The following is a 23,190-nucleotide window of genomic DNA, read 5'->3' on the forward strand; positions in this document are numbered from 1 at the left end:
GGAGCGAGCCTAGGACAGACCTGTTTCCGGCGGTGACCGAAGATGTTTCGCTCGTGTTTCGCGGGTTACCCTGCTGGGGTGACCACCGACACAGCCTATCCGGGAGCGGGCCTCGGACTCCCCGAGCACGGGCGCGGGTCGGTGGGAACCTTCCCCCGCCGCCTGGTCGCGATCTTCGTCGACTGGATGGCCTGCAGCGCGATCGCGCACATGATCCTGGGCGTGCCGTGGGGCCAGCTGCACGGGGTGAACTCATTGCTCCCGCTCGCCCTCTTCGCGATCGAGAACGTCCTGCTCGTGGGGCTGCTGGGCACCACGCTGGGTCATCGGTTGCTCGGTCTGCAGGTGCACCGGGTGGAGTGGCTGCGGGCGGGCGAGCCGAGTATGCCGGGACTCGGGGCGGCCCTGATCCGCACCGTCCTGCTGTGCCTGGTGATCCCGGCCCTGATCCCCGACCGGCACGGGCGGGGCCTGCACGACCGCGCTGCGGGCACGGTCATCCTGCGCTCGCGCTGAGGTTGTCGCAAATCCCGTCCCCGCATGGCCGTGGTCGGGGGACGTGACATTGGTGCGCGGGAACACACCAGTGTCACGTCCGCTGTGGGTGGGGTTTCAGTGGCCGCTGTTCTTGTTGGCGACGACGCTGGCGATGCACTGGCCCTGGTTCTTGTAGCCGTAGCCTTCCCAGCCACCTTTCTTGCAGATGTCTTTCGAGGTGGCGGTGATCTCGGCACCGATGGACAGCATTCGTGGTCGTCCGGTGGTGTAGTAGTCCAGCCGTTCGCCCACTGTGGGCAGGCCTGAGTAGGCGTTTTCGAACATAGCGTTGACGGTGCCGGAGCCAGTGGCCAGGATCGAGGCACCGTCTGCATAAACACCCAGATTCGACCCGGCGGTGACACCTACCGGTTCGAGAAGTTGCAAAGTGACCGCGCCGGGCCCGGTGGTGGTGATCGGGTCACTGATCCAGGTGACCGTGTCAGACGCATCAACGACGACGACGTTGAGCGAGCCGGCAGCCATCACATAGAGGTCCACACGGGTGAAGTAGCCGTCGAACGGCGCCGGGTGGTGACGGTCGATGATGGTGGCGCTGGGCCAATTCTCGGTGCTGCGACGATCAGAGGCGTCGTTGCCCATCATCCCTGTCACGGCCAGCGCAGGAGCGGCGAGGCTGACAACCGCAAAGAGCGCGATGAGGGCAGCCCACCGGCTTCGACGAAGCCCGGACCGAACTGAGGTGGGTGTCTGTTGCATGAGGATTCCTTCCACACGGGATCTGGTGCTGGAGCCCCCGGCGGGGACGCCTGGTTCAGATCAACGTAGGAGCGGACGGGGGCCTCGCACATCGGGCAAATGCCCTATAAGGCACCACCGGCCCTGACTCAGCGACGTCAGGACTGCGGGTGGAAGGGGCCGAGGATGACCTCTCGATAGCGTTGCGCCGCACTCTGCGGGTCGAACCGCTGCCGCGCTTCCTCCTGCGCCCGCCGGCGGGTGGCCTCCCACACGCTGGGTTCGGTGACGGCACGCACCCGTGCCTCTGCCTGGTCGAGGTCGGACACCACCCACTCGTCCGGGAAGAGGGCGCGGGCACCGCCGACGGGGACGAGCTCCGGCCAGTCCCGCACGACGGGCACCGCGCCGGAGGCGGCACCCTCCACCAGGCCCAGGTGCCAGGACTCGCGCCGGCTCGTGCTGAGGATGACCCCGACCCGGCGGAGCGGCTCGGCGACGTCGTCGGACCACCCGATGATCTCGACGCACTCGGCGACGTCGGGATCCTGCAGCCTCGCCCGCACCTGCTCGTTGTAGGCGCTCCCGGCCTCCGACAGCGCTGGCACCAGGTCCGGTCCGATGAGGATGAGCCGCCACGACGGCTCGCGGGCCAGGAGGTCAAGGGCCCACAGCGGGTCCTTGACCCGGCGACCCCACCCGATCATCCCCAGGGTCGTGCGGGCACCGGGTTCCTTGGGCCGGTCGAGGTCACCGAGCGGGACCAGGTTGGGCAGCACGGTGACGGGGGTCGCGGCTCCGGCGAGGGTCAGCATCCGCTCCACGAGCAGGCGCAACGGGTCGCTGACCACGATGACCTCGTCGACCACCGACCAGTCGACCAGCTGGAACCACGGGTCGAAGGCGTCGAGGCTGTGGATGCGGACGACGAGGCGGACCTCCTCCGGGAGCAGGCGCGAGACCCAGACCGTGCTCCGGTCGGCCCAGTCGATGAAGACGACGCGGGCTCCGTGCAGACGGGAGCGCAGCGACGAGACCAGGACCTGGCTCATCGACGCTGTCCCGTCGGGGTCGGGCTCCCCGTGGCCCGGGCCCCAGCCGCCCAGGACGGCGAGGGCATCGAGCGCGACCGGCTCGGCCCAGCGTCCGAGCAGGAAGGGTGAGACCTCCTCAGGGCTGTGGAACTGCACGTCCACCACCTCGGCGAGGGCCGCCACCACCAGCTCGTGGAACTCCCCATAGACCCCGCCAATGACCACCACGTCAGGCCGGCCCTCGGCCTGCGCCACCTGGGCTTGGGGCCTCCCGCCGGGAGAGAGGATGCCCTGGTTGGCGTCGCGGATCTCCTGCGAGAGCTGCGCACGCTCCACGTGGGTGACCAGCTTCTGGAAGGTCAGGTTCTCCCACAGCGGCCCGAGGAGGTCAGCGGGCTGGGGGAGCAGCGGGGTGCTCATCGCCTCGGCGTGCCGTTCGCGGTGGAAGAGCACGCCCATGGCGTCTGCCAGTCGGGCCCGCGCTCGCGAGTCGTGTCCGAGCCCCAGCGCCTGGTCGGCGCCGTGCAGTGCCTCCCGGGCGGCGCTCGCGAGCTCCTCGTCGGACGGCATCTCCTCAGTGGGACACATCCACAGCCGGGCCGTCGCCAGCTGGGCGAGCAGACCGCTGGGTCCCGCGCCGGGGGTGCTGGGGTCGCTGATCTGGCCCAGGACGTTGAGGGTGAGGTCCGCGGCCTCCCGGATGCCCAGTGCTCCCGGCAGCTGACGGCCGATGGCCGCCAGCTCATCCACCGGCACGAAGACCCCGGGAAGGTCGCCTGCGACCACCCGGTCGGCGATCGCGTCCACGTCGGCACGCTCGTGAGTCTCACACGGGGCGGTCTGGCCCTGCCGCGCCGCTGCCAGCTCACGGAGCCGGTCGAGCAGCTCGACCTGGGCGGCCAGCCCGTCGAGCAGGGTGACGTGCTCGGCATACGGCATGATTCGGTGCTCGTCGATCAGGCCGGGCACGAGGGCCAGCACACCGTCGGTGGCCCCGTCCAGGCTGACCACGAGGTCGGCCTGCCGCAGCCTCCTGCGCAGCCAGCGGTCGCGTTTGACCGCCCACAGCCAGGCGGCGGGCACACCTGCAGCGTGAGCGGTCCACCGGCTCCTGGCCCGGGCCGCCGCCACGCGCAGCGCCTGGTTGGGACGGGCCGCGTCGGGACGGACCTGACGCACCCGCCAGGGGAAGGAGCCCTTGGGTGCCTCTTCGTTGCAGGCGGCGTAGACCGTGACGCCGGTCCGCGTGCCGGGCAGCATCGGGTCGGTGCGCAGCGAAGCAGCCCGCTCGGCGAGGATCAGGACCTGGGCGGGTGCCTCGACAGCACCGTGGCGGCGCATGCCTCAGTCTGGCACCTTCGTCGCGGCACGGCTGCTGCGTGGGACTCCCGGCTCAGCGGCCGCGCAGGGAGCGCCGGTCCATCCGCGCCTTGCGCGGGTCGACACCAGCGGGCAGCGGAGGCTTGACGGAGGCGCTGATGGCCTTGAGCCGCTTGTGCACGACGATCGCCTCCTCCTTCGTGATCTTCTTGTCCAGCTTCTTCATCGTCTTGGCGATGCGGGACAGCCGGACCTCGTCCTCGTCGCTGCCGATACGCAGCACGTGCACCGGCACCTCGTCGCCCACGATGCGGCCGACCTTGCGGCGCTCGGACTCGCTCAGGCGCTTGGCGGCGGCCTTTGGTCCCTCGGCGAGCAGGACGACGCCGGGCCGACCCACGGCGCGGAAGATCATCGCGGCGTTGTGCAGATCCCGCATGCCACGGACCTTGCCTCCGGCCTCGGCCGCAACCGGCTCCTGGTCATAGAACCAGCCGCGCTTCAACGTGCCCAGCACCGCAGAGCTCGCCCCGGGCTGGCCCTCGATCTGACTGAAGGCCGCCTGTTCTGCCCGGCGCGCCAGCACGAAGGTGGCGGCCAGCAGTGCCAGGGGCAGCCCGATGATCAGCACATAGATGACCATGTTGAGCCACAGCCCCACGAGCAGGGCGAGCAGCAGCACGACGAGTGCCGCCAGGATCATCCACCACATGGCGGCGGGGTCGTGCTTGCGGGTCATCCGCCAGACCTGCTTGAGCTGCGCCATCCGCCCCGGGTTGTTGGGGTCCTTGGGCGGCTTGTTCTTGCGGCCGAACCGGCGCTTGCGCTTCGGCTCGGTCGAGTCGTTGGTGGTGGCCATGCCTGTCAGGATACTTTGGCTGCGGTCCGGGCAAGAAGCGAGGAAGCTTCCTGCCGAGCGGGGTCGTCCGCCGCCTCGCCCAGGTGTGTCAGGTGCTCGGGGATCGGGCGCCCCCACTTGCGCATCGCCTGGGCATAGAGACGACCGGCGCGATAGGACGAGCGGACTAGCGGGCCAGCCATGACGCCCTTGAAGCCGATCTCCTCGGCCAGGTCGGACCAGTGCACGAACTCTTCCGGCTTGACCCACCGGTCGATCGGGTGGTGCAGCTTGGAGGGGCGCAGATACTGCGTGATCGTCAGGATGTCGCACCCCGCGTCGTGCAGGTCGTGCAGCGCCGCCTCGATCTCGTGGTCCTCCTCGCCCATGCCCAGGATCAGGTTGGACTTGGTGACCAGGTCGGCCTCGCGCGCCATCGTCAGCACGTGCAGCGACTTGTCATAGGTGAACGCCGGGCGGATCCGCTTGAAGATGCGCGGCACCGTCTCCAGGTTGTGCGCGAAGACCTCCGGGCGGGCGTCGAAGACCTGACCGACCAGCTCCGGGACGGCACCGAAGTCTGGAGGGAGGATCTCGACACCGGTGTTGGGGTTGAGCGCGTGGATCTGACGGATCGTCTCGGCATACAGGCTCGCGGCACCGTCGGGCTGGTCGTCGCGGGCGACGCCGGTGACGGTGGAGTAGCGCAGACCCATCTGCTGCACCGACTCGGCGACGCGGCGCGGCTCGTCCAGGTCGAGGGCACGCGGGCGCCCGGTGGCGATGTCGCAGAAGTCGCAGCGGCGGGTGCAAATGTCACCGCCGATGAGGAAGGTGGCCTCGCGGTCCTCCCAGCACTCGAAGATGTTGGGGCAGCCGGCCTCCTGACAGACGGTGTGCAGGCCTCCCGACTTCACCATGCTGTGGAGCTCTTGGTATTCCGGGCCCATCTTGGCCGTGGTGCGGATCCACTCCGGCTTGCGCTCGATCGGCGTCTCCGCGTTGCGGGCCTCGACACGCAGCATGCGGCGGCCCTCGGGTGCGACTGTCACTCGTTCCACTCCTTGCTGGTGTGCCCCGGCGGCGCTGGGCGGGTGCTGCCCGCGTCGTCGCCAAGGCTCGTGCAGCCCACCCTACGCCCGAGGTCGCTGGCTCGGGCCAGTCGGTGGGTGGCAGCGATGAGCCCCGGTGGTCAGGGCCACCGGGGCTCATCAGTCGCCGAACTCTGTCAGATCACCTTGAGACTTGTTATAGAGCAACTATAACTATATGCTGTGCTGGTGCTGATCCGCATCGACCCCCGGGCGAGCGAACCGATCTATGTCCAGATCGAGCGCGAGCTCCGGCGTGCCATCACCTCCGGTGACGTCGTCGAGGGGGAGCGCCTGCCGGCCGCCCGCGACCTGGCCAAGTCCCTCGACGTCAACATGCACACGGTGCTGCGGGCCTACACCGAGCTGCGGGACGCCGGCGTGATCGACGTGCGCCGCGGCCGCGGCGCGGTCGTCCTGCCTCAGGCAGCCGTCGCCCCAGAGGTCGACGAGGCCGTGGAGCAGCTGCTCAAGATGGCCCGCAGGCACAGCATCCCGCTGTCCCAGCTGCACCAAGCCCTGGATGACCAAGCCCTCGATGACCAAGCCCTCGATGACCAGGCCCTGGATAAAGGAGCCCACCGATGACCACAACAACTGGTGCAGAGCAGCAGATCCGCAGCTCCCACCTGATCGTGACCACCGCAGTCACCGCAGCCAGTGGGCTGGCCCTGGTGATCGTCATACTGCTGTCCCTGGGTGACCTGCCGGACCGGTTGGCCACCCACTTCGACCTGTCTGGGGCGGCCGACGACACGATGTCGCGCGCCCTGGGGCTGACGATGTTCCTGCTGGTCGGGCTCGGCCTGCCAGCGCTGTTGCTCGTGGTGTTCGCCAGGATGCAGTGGTGGCGCGGGGACGAGGCGCGTCGGTTCGCGGGCTTCCTCGGCGCCCTGCCGGTAGGGCTGTCCGCCGTGTTCATCGCGACCGTCCTGGCCAACCGCGGCGCCGCCTCGCCCGACCAGGTGACCCTGAGCCCCTGGGTCTTTGCTATCGCGCTCACCGCCGCAGTCGTGGCGGGACTAGCCGTCGGGCTCATGGTGCCCCGCGGCGTGCCCCGCGAGAGCAGCGAGTCGGTGACGCCGGTGGCCCTCAGCCCGCACGAGCGTGCGTCCTGGTTTGGTCGCGTGCAGGCCGGGCCGCTGGTGTTGCTGGCCTTTGGCGCCGGCATCGTGGCTCTGGTCATCGCCGCCGTCACCGTCGGGATCTGGTGGCTGTGGCTCGTCGTCGTGGGCGTTGCGCTGGCCTGCGCGGCCACGACGAGCTTCGCCGTCCGGGTGGACTCCTCTGGCGTGACCTGGCGCTCGGCGCTTGGCCTTCCGCGCGGTCACGTCCCGATGTCCAAGATCACGGATGCCGCAGTCATTGACGTGTCACCGGCCGACTTCGGTGGGTTCGGCATCCGGCTGACCCCGGGCGTCCTGGGCCTGGTCATGCGCCAGGGGAGCGCGCTGGAGGTCACGCACGGCAAGCGCCGGTTCGTGGCCACTGTCGACGACGCCACCACCGGCGCTGGGCTGCTGCTGGGCTATCTGCAGGCGGGCTCTCGCCCCGATGGCACAACACGCCGCTGACCTGCACAGAAGGCGGGTGGGGGAACAACGATGCCCCTGATCCCGGTTGGTCTGGTGAGAGCGGAGGCATCCGCACCCCATCGACGCAACGGAGGTCAAGCATGCGCAGCATCGTGATCATCGGAGGACACGGCAAGGTCGCGCTCCACCTGGCGCGCCAGCTCACCGAACGCGGGGACCGGGTGACCTCACTCATCCGCAACCCCGACCACCAGTCGGACGTCGCGGACACGGGCGCCACGCCTGTCGTGCTCGACGTGGAGCAGACCGACGCCGAGTCGTTGGCTACTGTGCTGGGCGGGCACGACGCGGTCGTCTGGTCGGCGGGAGCAGGTGGCGGCGCCCCGGAGCGGACCAAGGCTGTCGACCGGGACGCGGCGATGGCCTCGATGGACGCAGCGGCTCGGGCCGGCGTGTTCCGCTATGTGATGGTCTCCTATCGCGGTGCGGGCAGGGACGAGGTGCCGGCCGACAACCCGTTCCACACCTATGCCGAGGCCAAGGCCACCGCCGATGCCCACCTGCGCTCCTCTGGGCTGCAGTGGACGATCGTCGCTCCGGGGGCGCTGAGCCTCGACCCCGGCCGCGGGTCGATCACCCGCGACCGCGACAACGACCGCGCACTTGACGAGATCTCGGTGGGGCGCGAGGACGTCGCCTCGGTCATCGCTGCGGTGCTTGAGGACGAGACGACGGTCGGCAACACCTATGAGTTCGTCGGGGGCAACACCCCGATCGCCGAGGCCCTGCGAGGCTGACGGGTCCACCGCAGGGGGTGCGTTCGAGGGAGACGTGACATTGGTGCGCCTACGCCCACCAATGTCACGTCTCCGACGAGCGCGGGTCCTGGCCCCCTGCTCAGTTCACGTCGCGCCGCCGGAAGACCAGCCAGGACGCCAGGATCACGACCAGGCCGACGATGCCGACCACGAGCGCGCCCTGCTCGAGCGAGATGCGGGTGACCACCTCGCGGCACTCGCCGGTGAAGCTGTCCTCACAGACCCAGTTGCGCATCTCGTGCCCGTCGTTGACCCAGGCCATGAGGTTGGGGCTGAGCAGATACTTCGACCAGTCGGGGAAGAGTGAGCGGACCAGGTTCTCCACGACGAGCAGATAGCCGACCACGATGCCCAGGAGCGCCCCGGTGTGCTTCATCAGCAACCCGGCCGCTGCTCCGACCATCCCCAGGAAGACCGCCAGCACCACGATCCGGGCGCCCATCCACGCCAGGTCGGCCCACTGCGTCGCGGTGACCGACCCCTCGACACCCCTGATCTGATAGATCAGCGGGATCCCGACGAGGAGTAGCGCCAGGAAGACCGCTGTGATGGGGATGGCCACCACGCCGGAGGCGAGCACCTTGCTGGCAAAGACCCGGTCACGTCGAGGCTCGAAGGTCAGCCAGGTGCCGAGTGTGCGGTGCGCGAGCTCCGCAGCGGTGGCCGTCGAGCCGCCCAGCAGGACCAGGATGAAGACCAGCGTGGCACCCTCGCGCAGATTCATTGAGTAGAGCTCGGACATCTGCGGTGGGGCATAGCCGCCGATGACGCTCTCCAGGGTCGGCTCCTCCCAGACACACCCGAAGTCGAGCGTCTCGTCACCCGTCCTCTGCCGCTCGGCCTCCTGCTCGTCCAGGCACTGCGTGATGAACTCCTCGTCCTGGAACTCCTGCTGCGACTCCCAGTCGGCATGCATCTGCTCGAACTGCTGACGAGCCTGGTCCTCATAGGCCGACAACGGCATGACCGTTTGCCACAGCCCCCAGAACACCAGGACGGAGACGGCCAGGATCGCCAGCACCGACAGGTGCACGATCTTGCGCGAGAAGATGCGGCGCAGCTCGACGCGGGTCAGGCGCGTCATCGGCCGACCTCCCCATCCTGGTCGGGCGTATGCCGTGAATCCGGTGGAGGTGGGACGTCGCCTCCACCGGAGGCGGGGGAGGTCGTGCCGAGCTGGTCGTCCTGGGTCAGCTGGAGGAAGACCGACTCGAGGTCCTGACGCACGGGCACCAGGCGGCTCACATACAGGCCCTGGGCCGCCAGCGTCCGGGTGACGTCGGCTGGCTGGTCGACCCCGCTCACCCGCAACCCGTCCGCCGCGAGCTCTGCAGTCATCCCGGCCTGACGCAGCACGGCGACCGCAGCCTCGGGGTTGTTGATGCCGACATCCACGCTGCCGGCGCCTGCCTGGTTGATCAGCCCAGCCACCGAGCCCTGCGCCACCACCCGGCCGCGGCCGATGATGGAGACGGTGTCGGCGATGTGCTCGATCTCGGACAGGATGTGGCTGCTCACCAGGACGGTGCGGCCCTGGGTGCCGAGGTTGCGCATGGTCTCGCGGATCTCTCGGATCCCCGCGGGGTCCAGGCCGTTGGTCGGCTCGTCAAAGATCAGCAGGTCGGGAGATTTCAGCAGGGTCGCGGCGATGGCCAGGCGCTGCTTCATGCCCAGGGAGTAGCCACTGAACCGGTCGTTGCCACGGTCCCCGAGCCCGACCTCCTCCAGCACCTCGCCAACTCGGCGCTGATCCGTGCCGATCGCGTCGGCCAGCAGGCTCAGGCTGCGCCGTCCGGTGAAGCTCGGATAGAACTTCGGGCTCTCCACGATGGCGCCCACCCGGGCGATCACCTGCGGTAGCCGTTGCGGCACAGGCTGTCCAAAGATGTGCATCGTCCCGCCATCGGCGCGCAGCAGGCCGAGCAGCATCCGGATGGTGGTGGTCTTGCCTGACCCGTTCGGTCCCAGGAAGCCGTGCACGCCACCGGCGGGCACGTCCAGGTCCAGACCGTGGATCGCGACGCGACGCCCGCGGATCCCCTGGAACGACTTCGTCAGACCCCTCGTCGCGACGGCGAGGCCGTCGTCGGCCACCAGCTCCACGGCATACTCCCTCGTCGCGCGGCCGCAGGAGAGGGCCGACTCAGCCGATTATGGCCACCGGAGCCGGCGTGGAGATCCGCGACACGCGCGCTTCGACCAACGGGAGCACGTCCTGCACGGTGACGGGGCGGCCCAGCTCGATCGAGAGCGAGGTGACACCGGCATCGACGATCCCGCACGGGATGATCGCGTCGGCCCAGGCGAGGTCGCAGTCGGCGTTGAACGAGAAGCCGTGCATCGTGACGTCGTGGCTGACCCGGATGCCGATGGCGCCGATCTTGCGGTCCGGCCCCCGGTGGTCCGCGAGCACCCAGACGCCGCTGCGGCCCTCGACCCGGGTGGTGTGCACCCCCATCTCGGCGCAGACCTCGATCAGCAGGTCCTCAAGCCGGCGCACGTGCGCGACGACGTCGACGGGGGAGGGCAGGTGCACGATCGGATAGCCCACCAGCTGGCCCGGCCCGTGCCAGGTGATCTTGCCGCCACGGTCGACGTCGATGACCGGGGTGCCGTCCGTGGGGCGCTCCTCGTCCTCGGTGCGCTTGCCGGCCGTGTAGACCGCCGCGTGCTCCAGCAGCAGGATCGTGTCAGGCAGCTCGCCGCTGACGACCTTGGCATGCACCTCACGCTGGTGGTCCCACCCCTGCTGGTAGTCGACGTAGTCAGGGTCGAAGCCGACGTGCTCGATGCGCATGCCAGTCACCCTACGCCCGCCGACCGACAGCCTGCCGTGGCTCCCGCGGGCTGTGGACAACTTCTGCGGCGGGTGCCCGGTTTCGGGCAGGGTGCGGGCCATGGACGTTTTGCGGATCCCGGGTTACGACCTGCTGGGGCGGATCGGGGCAGGTGCCAGTGCGCAGGTGTGGCGGGCGCGCCGCATTGCCGACGACCTCGACGTGGCGCTCAAGGTCGTGCCGACCGGTGCCGGGGAGGTCTCCGACGCGTTGCGCGAGGCCGGCATCCTCGCGCGGATGCGGCACCAGCATGTGATCCACCTGTTTGACGTGCTGCCCGTCCCCGGAGAGGGTGGCCGTCCGGCGGCGGTTGCGCTGGCGATGGAGCTGGCGGACGGTGGCTCGCTGGGCGACGTGCTCGCGGCGCGGGAGCACCTGACCCCCGGCGAACTGGTGACCGTCTGCTCGCCGGTAGCCAGTGCACTGGCGGAGCTGCACCGGGCAGGCGTGGTGCACGGCGATGTGTCCACGGGCAACGTCCTGTTCCGCTCGGACGGCATGCCCTTGCTGTCCGACCTCGGGGCCTCGCGCATTGCGGGGGACCGGCGCGGCCAGGTGAGTGGCACGGACGGCATGGTCGCCCCGGAGGTGCTGGAAGGGTTCACACCGTCGGCGGAGTCGGACATCTATGCCGTGGGGGCGCTGGCCTGGCGGTGCCTGGTGGGGGAGGTCCCGGGTTGGGTCGGGACCCGCGGCGACCTGGCCGAGCTGCGCCCAGAGCTCCCGCTGGCCCTGGTGGAGCTGGTCACCAACTGCCTCGCCGCGGACCCGTCGGATCGGCCCGAGGCGGAGGAGCTCGCCGTCGCGCTCTTTGCCGTGGCCAGGCCGGAGCCGATCGAGCTGGCTCCCGGGGCCGACCCTGCAGCCGGACTGACCCAGCGCATCCGGGCTGACGTGCGGGCCGATCCAGATGCTGACCCCGACGACGAGTCGCAGATCTCTGGCGCAGCCGGTGACGCGCGCCGGGCCACCCACCCGCGCGCTCTGCACCGCGAGGCGGCGTCGGGACGACGTGGCGGCAGTGGGAGGTCACGTCGGTCGCCGCGAGAGGTCCTTCGCAACGTGCGCGATCTCGATCGTCGCGGCACGGGGCAAGCCCTTCGCCGCAACGCCGGGGTCATCGTGTCCGGCGTGGTTGCGGTGGCGGTCGTCGCGTTCCTGGTGGTGCCGTGGATCCGCTCGGTCGTGACACCGGATGACTCGGTCGCCGCCAGTGCGGGTGCTCAGCAGCTGGCCGTCACACCCTCGTCCCCTGAACCTGATCCCGACCCCAGTGCGACGGTGCCCGAGCCTGGCTCGTCTGCACGTGACACCGACTCCTCGGACTCTCAGGAGAGCGCAGTTCGGCCGTTGGACCCCGAGGCCCAGCCGGAGACCGCCGTCCAACAGCTGCTCGATGTCCGGGCCGCGGCCTGGCGTTCTGGTGATCCCGCCGATCTGGCGGAGGTCCACGCGGCCGGCTCCCCGGCCTACGAGCAGGAGGTGGAGGCGCTGGCCCGGGCGAGCGACCTCCAGGTGAGCTATCAAGGACTTCGCTTCACGGTGGAGGAGGCGACCGTCGTGGACGCCACTGAGGACCGGCTGGTGCTCGAGGCGGGGGTGGAGCGCTCGACCTATGAAGCAGTCACGCCGTCGGGACGGACCTCACACCCGGGCCGCACCGATGTCGTGCAGATCGAGCTGCGTCGCAGCGACGGCGCCTGGCGCATCTGGGGGTGGTCCTGAGCAACGACTCACCAGGGTCTTCCCACGAGGACGACGCGGCCCGGTCAGCCAGCCTTTGTCTCCGGCTCACCGAGGGCTGCGGGCAGCGCGGCCACCAGGGCAAACGTGCGCTCCCACCCGGCGACGTCCAGCGGGTCGGTGTCGGTTAAGTCATAGGCCAGGAACCACTCCTCGACAACCTCGGCGTCCCGCGGCTGCGCGGGGTCGGACAGGAGGCTGACCACCCGGTCGGTGAAGATCGTCTGGGCCAGAGCCTGAGAGTCCGGGACCAGGACGAGCCGCGGGTCGAGGTCGTGTTCCTGTTCGCTCGGTGGTTCCCCGGACTGCGTGCCGGGGTTGCCCGGGTCGTCACCCGCACGGTGTGCGTCCGTCTGCTCATCGCCCAGGCGGGGCCCGTCCGTCTGCTCGTCATCCGACTGATCCTCATCAGGGATGCCCCACGCAAAGAACGTCATCTGCGGCAGGTCGTAGGAGCCGATGTGGACCGCGAGATAGCGGCAGCTGCCTGCGTCGTCGGGCTCGTCGCCGTCTGCCGGGTTGCCCGAGTGCCACGACTCGGTCGCGACCTGACAGCGCCGACCGCTCTGGTTCCACGCCACGACATCGTGACGGACGCGGTTGCCGTCCAGCCCGCGCCCGAATATCCGACCGGGAAGCTCCGCAGGACCCGCGACCGGGACCGCGTGGAAGCCGTTGTCTGCTGCGAAGGCCATCAGCCGATAGGCCCCGCTCCAGCCCTCCGCCAGCTGGCGCACCTTCCACTGGAAATAGACCCAGAGACCCCCAAAGACGAATGCCGCGACTACAGCTGCCGCGAGGAGGCCGAAGGTGTCGCGCTCGGTCAGCAGGATCATCAGGCCGGTGATCAGGGAGATGACCGCACCCGCGATCGCGAGGCTGGCCACGACGATGACCCAGGACGAGGCGTGCGGTCTCGGTCCGTGCGAGGCAGGACCGTGCAGGCCGGCCTGCTCGTCGTGGGCTCGCACCGACTCGCGCCAGGCGGCGACCTTGCGCGGCGACGGCTTCATCCGCAACGCGGTGTAGTCGATGTGGGCCATGGCTCAGCTCTGGCGTGCGGAGGACGCTGCGAGTGAGGAGCCGCGGTCCGTCCACGGCGGGACTCGACGATTCGGGGAGGGGGCTGAACCGGTGTCCACGGGCATGCCTCTCACACTAGCCAGCAGCTGGGTCCAGATGGGCGAAGCGCGGCCACAGTCGTGTCCACGAGGTGGTCGTGTCCACGATTCGGTCAGGTCGGTGAGTCGGTCATGCCCAGGAGACCGCGTGCCGACGAGTCGGTCAGGTCGGTGAGTCGGTCATGCCCAGGAGACCGCGTGTCGACGAGACGGTCAGCGAGCTGCTCCGGTGACCCAGGCGGCCGCACTGGTCAGGTCTGGGTGCCGGAACTCAAAACCACTCTCGGCCAGGACCGTCGGCAGGACCCGCTGACTGCCCAGGATCTCTCCGGCCATCTCACCCAGGGCCAGACGCAGCGCGATCGAGGGCGCGGGGACGAACGAGGGTCGGTTCAGCTGCTCGGCCAGAGCCTTGACGACGTCAGCCTGCGGCGCGGGCTGGGGTGCCGTGAGATTGACAGGGCCGGTGATCGCGGGATGGTCGATGACCCACAGCATGGCCGCGACGTGGTCCGGCAGCGAGATCCAGGACCAGAACTGCTGCCCAGACCCCATCTTGCCCGCGAGCCCGAACTTGACCAGGGGCAGCAGCCGGGCCAGCCCACCGCCGGACGGGCTCAGGACGATGCCGGAGCGGATGTGGGCCACGCTCAGGCCACTCTGCTCGGCCGCCCAGGTGGCGTGCTCCCAGTCGCGCGCCAGGTCGGCCACGAAGCCGGTCCCGAGCTCGCTGGTCTCGGTCAGGACGGTGTCGCCGCGGCTGCCATAGACCCCGACAGCGGAGCCGGACACCAACCGTGGCTGGTGGTCGAGTCCGGCCAGCACCCGACTCAGCGTGGCCGTGTTGGTGACCCGGGACTCGACCAGCTTGTCCTTGTAGCGCGTCGTCCACCGTCGATCACCCAGACCCGCCCCGGCTAGGTTGACTACGGCCGTGACCCCCTCGAGCGCCGCGGGGTCAGCCAGGCCGCGCGCGGGATCCCAGCGCGCCTCGGTGACACCGCCGGTGCCGGGACCCGGGTCGCGGCGCACCAGGCGCAGCACCTGGTCACCGCGCGCTGTCAGCGCCTCGGTCAGCGCGGAGCCGAGCAACCCGCTCGAACCCAGGATCGCGACCTGGTGGGCCGCCCGGTCTGACTCGCTCATGCTGGGTCTCTCTTCCTGTCTGGAATGCGCAGATCCGCCACCTGCCGAGCCTTCCGTCTGTATGGCGGTGCACCGGCAGGTGGCGGATCTTGCGTCACTGCTGTGGTCGGGTCAGACCTCGAAGGAGCCTTCCTCGAGGCGTTCCTTCATGGTGCCCAGGAAGCGGGCCGCGTCGGCGCCGTCCACGATCCGGTGGTCATAGGTCAGCGCCAGGTAGACCATGGAGCGGATCGCGATGGTCTCGCCGCCGTCCTCGTCCACCACGACGACCGGACGCTTGACGACCGACCCGGTGCCGAGGATGGCCACCTGCGGCTGGTTGATGATCGGCGTGTCGAACAGCGCACCACGGCTGCCGGTGTTGGTGATGGTGAAGGTGCCACCACCCAGCTCGTCCGGCAGCACCTTGTTGGTGCGCGTCCGCTCGGCCAGGTCAGCGACCTTGCGGCTGATGCCGGCGATGTTGAGGTCGCCGGCGTCCTTGATGACCGGGACAATCAGGCCCTTCTCCGTGTCGACCGCGATGCCGACGTTCTCGGTCGGGTGATAGATGACCGACTCGTCCTCCACGCTGGCGTTGACGTTGGGGTGGACCTTGAGCGCCTCGACAGCGGCCAGGACGAAGAACGGCATGAACGAGAGCTTGACGCCCTCGCGGGCGAGGAAGTCTTCCTTGCTCTTGTTGCGGAGCCGGGCCACCTTGGTCAGGTCGACCTCGATCACCGTCGTCAGCTGGGCACTGGTCTGCAGTGACTCGACCATCCGCTTGGCGATGAGCTTGCGCAGACGCGTCATCTTTTCGGTGGTGCCCCGCTTCGGGGACGCCTCCGTTGCGCGGGCCGGAGTGCCGGAGGACGCGGCCGGAGCCTGCGTGGCCGGGGCCGACGCGGCCGGAGCCTGTTCGGCAGCCGGAGCGGGGGCGGAGGCGGCGGTCTTGGCCGACTCCTCCGCCTGGCGTGCGGCGTCGAGGACGTCCTGCTTGCGGATCCGCCCGCCGACCCCGGTGCCGGACAGCGTGTTGAGGTCGACCTTGTGCTGGGCCGCGAGCTTGCGCACCAACGGGGTCACATAGGCGCTGACGTCACCACCGCTCTGTGACGGCGTGCCGACACCGGTGGCCACGTTGGGAGCATCGCCGGACGGCGGCGCAGCCTTGGCGTCACCGGAGTCCTTGGCCGCAGACTCCTCGGCCGCCTTGTCGTGCAGCTCGGCGTCCTCGGCCAGGTCCGGGGTGTCCTCGGTCGCGCCCTGCTGCTCCTCCTCGGCTGCCTTCTCGTCCTTGGCGGGCTCCTCCTTGGCGGGTTCGTCCTTCGCAGGCTCCTCGGCTGGCTCTTCCTTGGCGGGCTCCTCGGCAGCCGGGGCGGACTCGCTGGAGCCACCGCCCGAGCCGCCGACGACCGCCAGGTCGCCACCGACCTCGACGGTCTCGTCCTCCTGGGCCAGGATCTTGGTCAGCACCCCGGCCACGGGGGAGGGGATCTCGGTGTCGACCTTGTCGGTCGAGACCTCCAGCAGGGGCTCGTCGACCTCGACGCTGTCGCCCTCGGCCTTGAGCCAACGGGTCACGGTGCCCTCGGTGACGGACTCGCCGAGCGCGGGCATCGTCACGGTCTCGCCCTCGCCACCGGAGTCGCCGCCACCGCTGTCACTGCTGCCAGAGTCACTGCTGCCAGAGTCACTGCTCTGGGCAGGCTCCTCGGCGGGCTCGTCTGTAGTCTCTTCCTTGGCAGGCTCCTCGGCAGCCGGCTCCTCTGCGGGCTCTTCCTTGGCCGGCTCTTCCGCGGACTCTTCCTTAGCAGGCTCCTCGGCTGGCTCCTCAGAAGCCTCCTCAGAAGCGCCGCCGTCGTCGGAGCCGCCGCTGTCGGAGCCGTCACCGATCACGGCAAGGTCCCCACCGACCTCGACGGTGTCGTCCTCCTCGGCAAGGATCTCCTGCAGCACGCCGGCGACCGGCGAGGGGATCTCCGTGTCGACCTTGTCGGTCGACACCTCCAGCAGGGGCTCGTCGACCTCGACGGTGTCACCCACGTTCTTGAGCCAACGGGTCACGGTGCCCTCGGTGACGGACTCACCCAGGGCTGGCATGGTCACGCGTTCAGACATTCGACGTCTCCTCGTCCGGGGCTTTGCAGTCTACGGATCTTCCCACCATCTGGCAGGACGTGTGTGGGAACTCAGGCATGAGCGTGCAACGGCTTGCCCGCCAGAGCGAGGTGAGCCTCGCCCAGCGCCTCGTTCTGGGTGGGGTGTGCGTGGATCAACTGCGCCACATCATCCGGCAGTGCCTCCCAGTTGTAGATCAGTTGGGCCTCGCCCACCTGCTCACCCATCCTGGCACCCACCATATGGACGCCGACCACCGCACCGCCGTCGGCCCTGACCAGCTTCACGAAGCCGGCGGTCCCCAGGATCTGGGACTTGCCGTTGCCGCCCAGGTTGTATTCATAGGTGGTCACCTCGGAGAACTTCTCGCGGGCCTGCGCCTCGGTGAGGCCGACCGAGGCGATCTCGGGGTCGCAGTAGGTCACGCGCGGGATGCCGGCCTCATCGATCGGGGTGGGCTCCAGCCCGGCGATCTGCTCGGCGACGAAGATGCCCTGGGCAAACCCGCGGTGCGCGAGCTGGAGGCCGGGGACGATGTCTCCCACGGCATACAGACCATCCACGCCGGTCCGGCACCGCTCGTCGGTCGTGACGAAGCCGCGGTCCAGCGTGACACCGGCCTCCTCATAGCCCAGGCCGTCGGTGACGGGGCCACGGCCGACAGCCACGAGGAGCAGGTCGGCCTCGATCGGGTCGCCGGACTCGAGGGAGACCTGCACGCCGTTGTCGTCCTGGGTCGCGCCGGTGAACTTCACGCCGGTCTTGACGGTGATCTTGCGCTTCTTGAAGCCGCGCTCCAGCGTCTTGGAGACCGCCTCGTCCTCGGCGGCGACCAGCCGGGGCAGCGCCTCCACGACGGTGACGGCGGCGCCGAACGAGGCGAATATCGAGGCGAACTCCACCCCGATCACGCCCCCGCCCAGGACCACGACGCGCTCGGGGAGCTCGGCCAGGGTCATCGCCTGGTCGCTGGTCATGATGCGGCCGCCGATCTCCAGACCGGGGATGGAGCGGGCATAGGAGCCGGTCGCCAGGACAACATTCTTGCCGGTGAGGATGCGCTCCCCGACCGTCACCTGACCGGGGGCGGACAGCGTCCCGTGCCCCTCGACATACTCGATGGTGGCCGAGCTGACCAGGCCCTGCAGACCCTTGTGGAGCCGGCCGATGACCCCGTCCTTGTAGGCTTGGACCTTGGCGATGTCGATCGAGTCGAGGGTGGCGTTGACGCCGAACTTCGCGCTGGCTCGGGTGGAGTCGGCGACCTCGGCGGCGTGCAGCAGTGCCTTGGTCGGGATGCAGCCGCGGTGCAGGCAGGTGCCGCCGAGCTTGTCCTTCTCGACGAGGGCGACGCTCAGGCCCAGCTGGGCCGCTCGCAGCGCACAGGAGTAGCCACCGCTGCCACCCCCGAGGATCACGACGTCGAAGGTGTCTGCGGCAGGTGCGGTGTCAGCCATATGAGCATCTTGTCAAAGACTTGGAGTGTCGACCACCGAGGGTAAGGTTCCTTCCCATGGCGTGGTGGAGACGGCGCGGGAGCCAGGTGAGCAAGTCCAGCGACCGCGGGGAGCGAGGGCGGACCGACGGTCCGGCAATGGCGATCGACCACAAGGCGGTCCGGACCCATTTTGAGGGCTGGATCGCGAGCCACAAGGGGGTCGAGGCCTATGTCGAGCCGGCGACCAATGTGAGCACCACGACGCTGATCCTGATCGCGACCGACGGTGAGTGGACCCGTCGTGCGGTGGGCACCCCCAAGGCCGGCTTCCAGCTGGGTCGGTTGCTGCAGATCCCGGTGTATGACGTGAACCAGACCGGCTATCCCTCCCGGATGAGGGAGTGGAACCGGCGTCACAAGAAGTAGGTGGGTCGTGACCCGGCGCTAAACGTGTCGTGGTGCGGGCGCCGGGCATGGGAGGCTGGCCGCACAGACCGATCACGGGAGGTGGCCATGACGCAGGACAAGCAGTCGAAGGACCAGGAGGGCGCCAACGCGCACGTCGAGGACGACGTGAAGCGGAAGTTCCGTGAGGCCCTGGACAAGAAGCACTCCCACACCGGCAAGGACGTCTCGGACAACACCGAGCACGGCAAGGTTGCCGGGGCCCGGGGCGCCAAGACCTCGGGCGCGCAGCAGATGTTCCGCCGCAAGAGCGGCGGCTGAGGCGGCCCCCGGCCAGCTCAGCGCACGACGATGCCCCGGACCTGCCTGGTCCGGGGCATTGTTATGTCTCTGGGGGAGGCTCCCTCAGCGGCATGCCGCAGGTCTTGCTCAGGCGTAGGACTGAGCGAGCGCGATCAGCGCCCGCACTCCCGAGCCGGTGCCACCGGTCGGGGTGTAGCCCCAGGCCGACTTCTCGTTGAAGGCCGGGCCGGCGATGTCGATGTGCGACCACTTGTTCGCCGCGCCGGACTCGTCCTTGCCGACGAACTCCTCCAGGAACTTGGCGGCGACCATCATGCCGCCAGCACGCTCGCCGGTGTGCTTGAGGTCGGCGACGGGGGAGTCCATGGTGGCGCGGATCTCCTCGGGCAGCGGCATGGCCCAGGCCGCCTCACCCGCGCCGACGGCGGCGTTAGTGACCCGCTCGCGCAGCTCCTCGTCGTTGCCCATGACGGCCATGGTCCGGTCGCCCAGGGCGATGACGGCGGCGCCGGTCAGCGTCGCGATGTCCACGATCGCGTCCGGGTTCTGCTCGGCGGCCAGCGCGATGCCGTCGGCCATCACCAGGCGTCCCTCGGCGTCGGTGTTGATGATCTCTACGGTCCGGCCCCCGCGCATGGTGACGATGTCACCGGGGCGCTGAGCCAGGTCACCGGTCATGTTCTCGGCCAGGCAGAGATAGCCGGTGACCGCCACCGGCACCTTCAGCTCGGCCAGGGCCAGCACCGAGGCGGCGACCGCGGCGGCGCCGGCCATGTCGCACTTCATGGTGATCATGGACCCGCCCGGCTTGATGCACAGACCACCGGAGTCAAAGGTGATGCCCTTGCCGACGAACGCCAGGTGCGCCTTGGCGCGGGCCGGGCGATAGGTCATCACGACCATGCGCGGCGGACGCCCCGAACCCTGGCCGACACCGAGGATGCCACCGCAGCCCTCCGCCGCGAGCTTGTCGGCGTCCCACACCTCGAGGCTGACCTTGCTGCCGCCCGCGCGCTTGCTGACCGAGTGGGCGAAGCTCTCCGGGAAGAGCACGTTCGGCGGGGTGTTGACGAGGTCGCGCGCATAGCGGACGGCGTCGGCGACGACGGTCGCGCGCCCGACGATGTCCTCCTTGTGCCGGCCCTTGAGGTGCAGCTGGGCCTTGGCCAGCGGAGCCTTCGCCTTGGCCGACTTGCCCTCGCCGAGGAAGGTCTGGAAGGCATAGCTGCCCAGCAGGATGCCCTCGGCGATCGCGGAGGCGTGCTCCGCGCCGGCGCTGCCCAGCGCGAAGACCGCGCTGTCCTTGCCCTCGAGCGCACGCACGCCGGCGCCCGCGGCGCGGCGATAACGCTCGCCGGCGTCCGGCACGGTCGCCGACGGCTTGCCGGTCCCGACGACCACAACCACCTTGGCGCCGACTCCCGGGACGGCGGCGAACTTGGCCACCTCGTTGGCCTTGCCGGTGGCCCCGGTGGCGGTCAGGCTCTCGGTCAGGTGGGCGAGCGTGCCCTTGGGCAGGTCGGTGCCCTCGGCCAGCACGGCACCGTCCTCGCCCGCGGTGGAGGCCAGCACGAGCGCGTCGACCTTGGCGCTCGCAATCTTGCTGTCGGTCAGGGTCAGAGTGGTCATCGTCGTCCATTCGGGTCGGTGGTCAGTGCTATGGGGCCGCATTGAGCCTAACTGCCAGGAGGGCTAGCGTGTCGCTCATGCCCGCAGACGAAGAGAAGACCTCCCCCGTCCACGACCGCCACATCGCCCTCGGGGCCAAGATGGCGGACTTCAGCGGATGGCAGATGCCCATCGAGTATGCCGGGGTGAAGGCTGAGCACGCGGCCGTCCGGGAACGAGTGGGCATCTTTGACGTCAGTCACCTGGGCAAGGCGCTGGTGAAGGGGGTTGGCGCGAAGGAGTTCGTCAACCGCTGCTTCACCAACGACCTCAACCGGATCGAGCCGGGCAAAGCGCAATACACCATGTGCTGCAACGAGCGCGGCGGCGTGGTCGACGACCTGATCGCCTATCTGAAGTCGGACGAGGAGATCTTCCTGATCCCCAACGCGGCCAACAACGCCGAGGTGGTGGCGATGCTCACCGAGGCCGCGCCCGAGGGGATCGAGGTCATCAACCAGCACACGGCATACGGCGTCATCGCTGTCCAGGGGACCAAGAGCGACGAGGTGCTCACCGCGCTGGGTCTGCCGGTCGGTCACGACTATATGACGTTCGTGGAGGCGACCTGGGAGGGCCAGCCGGTGATCGTCTGCCGCACGGGCTACACGGGGGAGCGCGGCTATGAGCTGCTGCCGCAGTGGGACCAGACCGGTGCCCTGTGGGACGCCCTGATTGTTGCCGTGGAGGAGCAGGGCGGGCTGCCGGCCGGTCTGGGCGCTCGCGACACCCTGCGCACCGAGATGGGCTATGCCCTGCACGGCAACGAGCTCTCGGCCGACCTGACGCCGATCATGGCGCGCGCCGGTTGGGCGGTGGGGTGGAAGAAGGAGTCCTTCTGGGGCAAGGAGGCGCTCGAGGCCGAGAAGGAGGCCAAGAACACCCGCATCTCCTGGGGGCTGGATGTCACCGGCCGCGGCATCCCGCGCGCGCAGTGCGACGTGAAGGACGCCTCCGGCACCGTGATCGGCACGGTCACCTCGGGCACGTTCTCGCCGACGCTGAGCAAGGGCATCGCGCTGGCGCTGCTGGACCGCGGCGCCGCCGAGGGCGACGAGGTCGTCATCGACGTGCGCGGTCGCGACGTCGCCGCTGTGGTCAAGAAGCCGCCGTTCGTCGAGGTCGGCGTCCGCGAGTCCTGAGCCGCCGCTCACGACCCCGCGGGCGCCCTCTAGCAATGGGCCTGGCACAGTGCCACGCTGGGACGATGACTGACCCACCGTCTGCGCTGACTGCCCAGGAGTTCCAGCTGTCCGGTGGCGTCGACGACTGGCGGGTGCTGGGCGGCGGCGCCGTCGCGTGGTTCGATGCCCCGTCGCACCGGGCGGGGGCCGACCTGATGGGCGCGATCACTGAGCTGGCTGGGGGTCGGGACGCCCTCGCGCCGCACCTGGATCTGCGTGCACGCGGCCTGAGAGTCCGGATCCCGGCGTCGCCCGATGGCCTTGACACGGCCGATGTGGTGCTGGCCAGGTCGATCTCCGAGGCAGCGCGTGAGCGCGGGCTGAGTGCCGACCCGGCCCACCTCCAGGACGTGCACCTGACCATCGATGCACTGCACGCTGAGGAGGTGCTGCCCTTCTGGCAGGCGGCGCTCGGATATGAGAGACGCGCACCGGACGACCTCGTCGACCCGCTGCGTCGTCAGCCGCCGATCTGGTTCCAGCAGCAGGACGCGCCGCGGCCCCTGCGCAACCGGATCCACGTCGACGCGGTCAGCACCCAGCCGACGGCATTCGCAGCGCTCGCCGCAGTCCAGAGCCAGGGAGCCAGCTCCGTCGCGGAGCACGGCTACTACGCGACCGTCGCGGACGCCGAGGGCAACGAGGTGGATCTGCTGCCGCTGCCGGAGGAGGCCGACCGGTGGGGTGGTGCGGAGACCGAGGACTGGCGCCTCGTGTTTGCGGGGCTCGCCTGCTATCCCACGTCCGCCCCGCGACAAGGCGCGGAGCTGGCCGCAGTCGTGGCGGCCCTGGCCGACGACGCAGGGTTGCCCCTCGGCATCGATCTGCGCCCCGGCCTCGTGACGATCGCCACCGGCAAGGACGACTGGGAGGTGGAAGAGGGTTATCAGCCGCTGGCGGCCCGGGTGCAGGAGGCTGCCCATGCGATGGGCCTCGCGGCCGACGTCCGGCTGCCGCGCTTCCTCCAGGTCGTCATCGACGCCGTCGACATCCGCGCGGTCCGTGAGTTCTGGCGGGTGGTCCTGGGTTACGAGGAGGATCCGCGCGCCGACGTCACCGACATCGTCGACCCCCGGCAGCTGAGCATGCCCTTCGTCTTCCAGAACCTGGACAGCACGGACGAGGCCCGGCGGGCGCAACGGAACCGCATCCACATCGACCTGTTCGTGCCCGACGACCAGGCTCGGGCGCGCATCGACGCGGGTCTCGCGGCGGGGGGCCGGATCGTGTATGACGACGAGGCTCCTGAGTGGTGGACCCTCGCCGATCCGGAGGGCAACGAGGTGGACATCGCAGTCTCCGTCGGACGCGAGGAGATCTGGCGTGCGGCCGACTCCACCTGAGGTCAGGTCTCGCGGGGCGAGTGACCA

Annotated in this window: 21 protein-coding genes; 9 read left to right on the plus strand and 12 right to left on the minus strand. The window is 69.6% G+C overall.

Going from position 1 to position 23,190, the window contains the following annotated elements; all coding sequences use genetic code 11:
* Nucleotides 1-78 precede the first annotated feature (78 nt).
* On the plus strand, nt 79-516 hold the full coding sequence (locus NF557_RS06250; RefSeq protein ID WP_252622698.1) for an RDD family protein: 438 nt from the start codon (nt 79-81) through the stop codon (nt 514-516).
* Between the two features lie 96 nt (nt 517-612).
* On the opposite strand, the gene NF557_RS06255 is transcribed toward NF557_RS06250, so the two are convergent.
* From NF557_RS06255 to lipA, 4 genes are all read right to left on the minus strand, one after another.
* Nucleotides 613-1,257 carry a hypothetical protein gene (locus tag NF557_RS06255; protein ID WP_252622700.1) on the minus strand — a complete coding sequence of 215 codons (645 nt, stop codon included), beginning with the start codon at nt 1,255-1,257 and terminating at the stop codon, nt 613-615.
* A gap of 137 nt (nt 1,258-1,394) precedes the next feature.
* Nucleotides 1,395-3,611: a glycosyltransferase family protein gene (locus NF557_RS06260; RefSeq protein WP_252622702.1), complete on the minus strand. Its 2,217-nt coding sequence runs from the start codon at nt 3,609-3,611 to the stop codon at nt 1,395-1,397.
* Nucleotides 3,612-3,663: 52 nt separating this feature from the next.
* Nucleotides 3,664-4,449, minus strand: coding sequence for a DUF4191 domain-containing protein (locus NF557_RS06265; RefSeq protein ID WP_252622704.1), 786 nt, complete (start codon nt 4,447-4,449; stop codon nt 3,664-3,666).
* A gap of 5 nt (nt 4,450-4,454) precedes the next feature.
* Nucleotides 4,455-5,480 (minus strand): lipoyl synthase, encoded by a 1,026-nt coding sequence (lipA, locus tag NF557_RS06270; RefSeq protein ID WP_252622706.1) that lies wholly within the window; start codon nt 5,478-5,480, stop codon nt 4,455-4,457.
* 228 nt (nt 5,481-5,708) lie between these two features.
* Here lipA and NF557_RS06275 point away from each other — a divergent pair, with 228 nt between their 5' ends.
* The 3 genes from NF557_RS06275 to NF557_RS06285 all read left to right on the plus strand — a co-directional run bounded on the left by NF557_RS06275 (nt 5,709) and on the right by NF557_RS06285 (nt 7,851).
* Complete coding sequence (locus NF557_RS06275) at nt 5,709-6,107, plus strand: GntR family transcriptional regulator (RefSeq protein ID WP_252622708.1); 399 nt, start codon at nt 5,709-5,711, stop codon at nt 6,105-6,107.
* Nucleotides 6,104-7,093: a DUF1648 domain-containing protein gene (locus NF557_RS06280; RefSeq protein ID WP_252622710.1), complete on the plus strand. Its 990-nt coding sequence runs from the start codon at nt 6,104-6,106 to the stop codon at nt 7,091-7,093. Before NF557_RS06275 ends, NF557_RS06280 begins: the two co-directional genes overlap by 4 nt.
* A gap of 101 nt (nt 7,094-7,194) precedes the next feature.
* Nucleotides 7,195-7,851 (plus strand): SDR family oxidoreductase, encoded by a 657-nt coding sequence (locus NF557_RS06285; RefSeq protein WP_252622712.1) that lies wholly within the window; start codon nt 7,195-7,197, stop codon nt 7,849-7,851.
* 100 nt (nt 7,852-7,951) lie between these two features.
* On the opposite strand, the gene NF557_RS06290 is transcribed toward NF557_RS06285, so the two are convergent.
* Genes NF557_RS06290 through lipB form a run of 3 tightly spaced genes read right to left on the minus strand, consistent with a single transcriptional unit; the run spans nt 7,952 to nt 10,669 of the window.
* Nucleotides 7,952-8,956: a type II secretion system protein M gene (locus NF557_RS06290; RefSeq protein WP_252622714.1), complete on the minus strand. Its 1,005-nt coding sequence runs from the start codon at nt 8,954-8,956 to the stop codon at nt 7,952-7,954.
* Nucleotides 8,953-9,975 (minus strand): ABC transporter ATP-binding protein, encoded by a 1,023-nt coding sequence (locus tag NF557_RS06295; protein WP_252622716.1) that lies wholly within the window; start codon nt 9,973-9,975, stop codon nt 8,953-8,955. Before NF557_RS06295 ends, NF557_RS06290 begins: the two co-directional genes overlap by 4 nt.
* 40 nt (nt 9,976-10,015) lie before the next feature.
* Nucleotides 10,016-10,669, minus strand: a complete 654-nt coding sequence (gene lipB, locus NF557_RS06300) for a lipoyl(octanoyl) transferase LipB (RefSeq protein WP_252622718.1) — start codon at nt 10,667-10,669, stop codon at nt 10,016-10,018.
* 100 nt (nt 10,670-10,769) lie between these two features.
* Here lipB and NF557_RS06305 point away from each other — a divergent pair, with 100 nt between their 5' ends.
* Nucleotides 10,770-12,434: a serine/threonine-protein kinase gene (locus tag NF557_RS06305; RefSeq protein ID WP_252622720.1), complete on the plus strand. Its 1,665-nt coding sequence runs from the start codon at nt 10,770-10,772 to the stop codon at nt 12,432-12,434.
* A 44-nt stretch (nt 12,435-12,478) separates the two neighbouring features.
* On the opposite strand, the gene NF557_RS06310 is transcribed toward NF557_RS06305, so the two are convergent.
* The 4 genes from NF557_RS06310 to lpdA form a co-directional block, all read right to left on the minus strand.
* On the minus strand, nt 12,479-13,495 hold the full coding sequence (locus NF557_RS06310; protein ID WP_252622722.1) for a hypothetical protein: 1,017 nt from the start codon (nt 13,493-13,495) through the stop codon (nt 12,479-12,481).
* Between the two features lie 291 nt (nt 13,496-13,786).
* Nucleotides 13,787-14,719, minus strand: coding sequence for a TIGR01777 family oxidoreductase (locus tag NF557_RS06315; protein WP_252622724.1), 933 nt, complete (start codon nt 14,717-14,719; stop codon nt 13,787-13,789).
* A 111-nt stretch (nt 14,720-14,830) separates the two neighbouring features.
* Complete coding sequence (gene sucB, locus NF557_RS06320; protein WP_252622726.1) at nt 14,831-16,822, minus strand: 2-oxoglutarate dehydrogenase, E2 component, dihydrolipoamide succinyltransferase; 1,992 nt, start codon at nt 16,820-16,822, stop codon at nt 14,831-14,833.
* A gap of 71 nt (nt 16,823-16,893) precedes the next feature.
* Entirely contained in the window at nt 16,894-18,279 is a 1,386-nt protein-coding gene (gene lpdA / locus NF557_RS06325) for a dihydrolipoyl dehydrogenase (protein ID WP_252622728.1), read from the minus strand.
* A gap of 56 nt (nt 18,280-18,335) precedes the next feature.
* Here lpdA and NF557_RS06330 point away from each other — a divergent pair, with 56 nt between their 5' ends.
* Together NF557_RS06330 and NF557_RS06335 are read left to right on the plus strand one after the other, a co-directional pair.
* Nucleotides 18,336-18,686 carry a hypothetical protein gene (locus tag NF557_RS06330; RefSeq protein WP_252622730.1) on the plus strand — a complete coding sequence of 117 codons (351 nt, stop codon included), beginning with the start codon at nt 18,336-18,338 and terminating at the stop codon, nt 18,684-18,686.
* 87 nt (nt 18,687-18,773) lie between these two features.
* Nucleotides 18,774-18,986, plus strand: coding sequence for a DUF5302 domain-containing protein (locus tag NF557_RS06335; protein ID WP_252622732.1), 213 nt, complete (start codon nt 18,774-18,776; stop codon nt 18,984-18,986).
* Nucleotides 18,987-19,094: 108 nt separating this feature from the next.
* Here NF557_RS06335 and NF557_RS06340 read toward each other — a convergent pair whose 3' ends face one another.
* Nucleotides 19,095-20,597 carry a leucyl aminopeptidase gene (locus NF557_RS06340; RefSeq protein WP_252622735.1) on the minus strand — a complete coding sequence of 501 codons (1,503 nt, stop codon included), beginning with the start codon at nt 20,595-20,597 and terminating at the stop codon, nt 19,095-19,097.
* Between the two features lie 77 nt (nt 20,598-20,674).
* Here NF557_RS06340 and gcvT point away from each other — a divergent pair, with 77 nt between their 5' ends.
* Nucleotides 20,675-21,778, plus strand: a complete 1,104-nt coding sequence (gcvT, locus tag NF557_RS06345; protein WP_252622736.1) for a glycine cleavage system aminomethyltransferase GcvT — start codon at nt 20,675-20,677, stop codon at nt 21,776-21,778.
* Nucleotides 21,779-21,843: 65 nt separating this feature from the next.
* A complete protein-coding gene (locus tag NF557_RS06350) occupies nt 21,844-23,163 on the plus strand; it encodes a VOC family protein (RefSeq protein WP_252622738.1) in 1,320 nt (439 codons plus the stop codon).
* Nucleotides 23,164-23,190 lie beyond the last annotated feature (27 nt).

The organism is Ornithinimicrobium cryptoxanthini (assembly GCF_023923205.1).
GTDB lineage: Bacteria > Actinomycetota > Actinomycetes > Actinomycetales > Dermatophilaceae > Ornithinicoccus > Ornithinicoccus cryptoxanthini.

Bases quoted from the DNA above. Each gene is read 5' to 3' on its own strand.
- NF557_RS06255 (WP_252622700.1), bottom strand. From the start codon at position 1,257: ATGCAACAGACACCCACCTCAGTTCGGTCCGGGCTTCGTCGAAGCCGG.
- NF557_RS06260 (WP_252622702.1), bottom strand. From the start codon at position 3,611: ATGCGCCGCCACGGTGCTGTCGAGGCACCCGCCCAGGTCCTGATCCTC.
- NF557_RS06265 (WP_252622704.1), bottom strand. From the start codon at position 4,449: ATGGCCACCACCAACGACTCGACCGAGCCGAAGCGCAAGCGCCGGTTC.
- NF557_RS06280 (WP_252622710.1), top strand. From the start codon at position 6,104: ATGACCACAACAACTGGTGCAGAGCAGCAGATCCGCAGCTCCCACCTG.
- NF557_RS06285 (WP_252622712.1), top strand. From the start codon at position 7,195: ATGCGCAGCATCGTGATCATCGGAGGACACGGCAAGGTCGCGCTCCAC.
- NF557_RS06290 (WP_252622714.1), bottom strand. From the start codon at position 8,956: ATGACGCGCCTGACCCGCGTCGAGCTGCGCCGCATCTTCTCGCGCAAG.
- lipB (WP_252622718.1), bottom strand. From the start codon at position 10,669: ATGCGCATCGAGCACGTCGGCTTCGACCCTGACTACGTCGACTACCAG.
- NF557_RS06305 (WP_252622720.1), top strand. From the start codon at position 10,770: ATGGACGTTTTGCGGATCCCGGGTTACGACCTGCTGGGGCGGATCGGG.
- NF557_RS06310 (WP_252622722.1), bottom strand. From the start codon at position 13,495: ATGGCCCACATCGACTACACCGCGTTGCGGATGAAGCCGTCGCCGCGC.
- NF557_RS06315 (WP_252622724.1), bottom strand. From the start codon at position 14,719: ATGAGCGAGTCAGACCGGGCGGCCCACCAGGTCGCGATCCTGGGTTCG.
- sucB (WP_252622726.1), bottom strand. From the start codon at position 16,822: ATGTCTGAACGCGTGACCATGCCAGCCCTGGGTGAGTCCGTCACCGAG.
- lpdA (WP_252622728.1), bottom strand. From the start codon at position 18,279: ATGGCTGACACCGCACCTGCCGCAGACACCTTCGACGTCGTGATCCTC.
- NF557_RS06330 (WP_252622730.1), top strand. From the start codon at position 18,336: ATGGCGTGGTGGAGACGGCGCGGGAGCCAGGTGAGCAAGTCCAGCGAC.
- NF557_RS06335 (WP_252622732.1), top strand. From the start codon at position 18,774: ATGACGCAGGACAAGCAGTCGAAGGACCAGGAGGGCGCCAACGCGCAC.
- NF557_RS06340 (WP_252622735.1), bottom strand. From the start codon at position 20,597: ATGACCACTCTGACCCTGACCGACAGCAAGATTGCGAGCGCCAAGGTC.
- gcvT (WP_252622736.1), top strand. From the start codon at position 20,675: ATGCCCGCAGACGAAGAGAAGACCTCCCCCGTCCACGACCGCCACATC.
- NF557_RS06350 (WP_252622738.1), top strand. From the start codon at position 21,844: ATGACTGACCCACCGTCTGCGCTGACTGCCCAGGAGTTCCAGCTGTCC.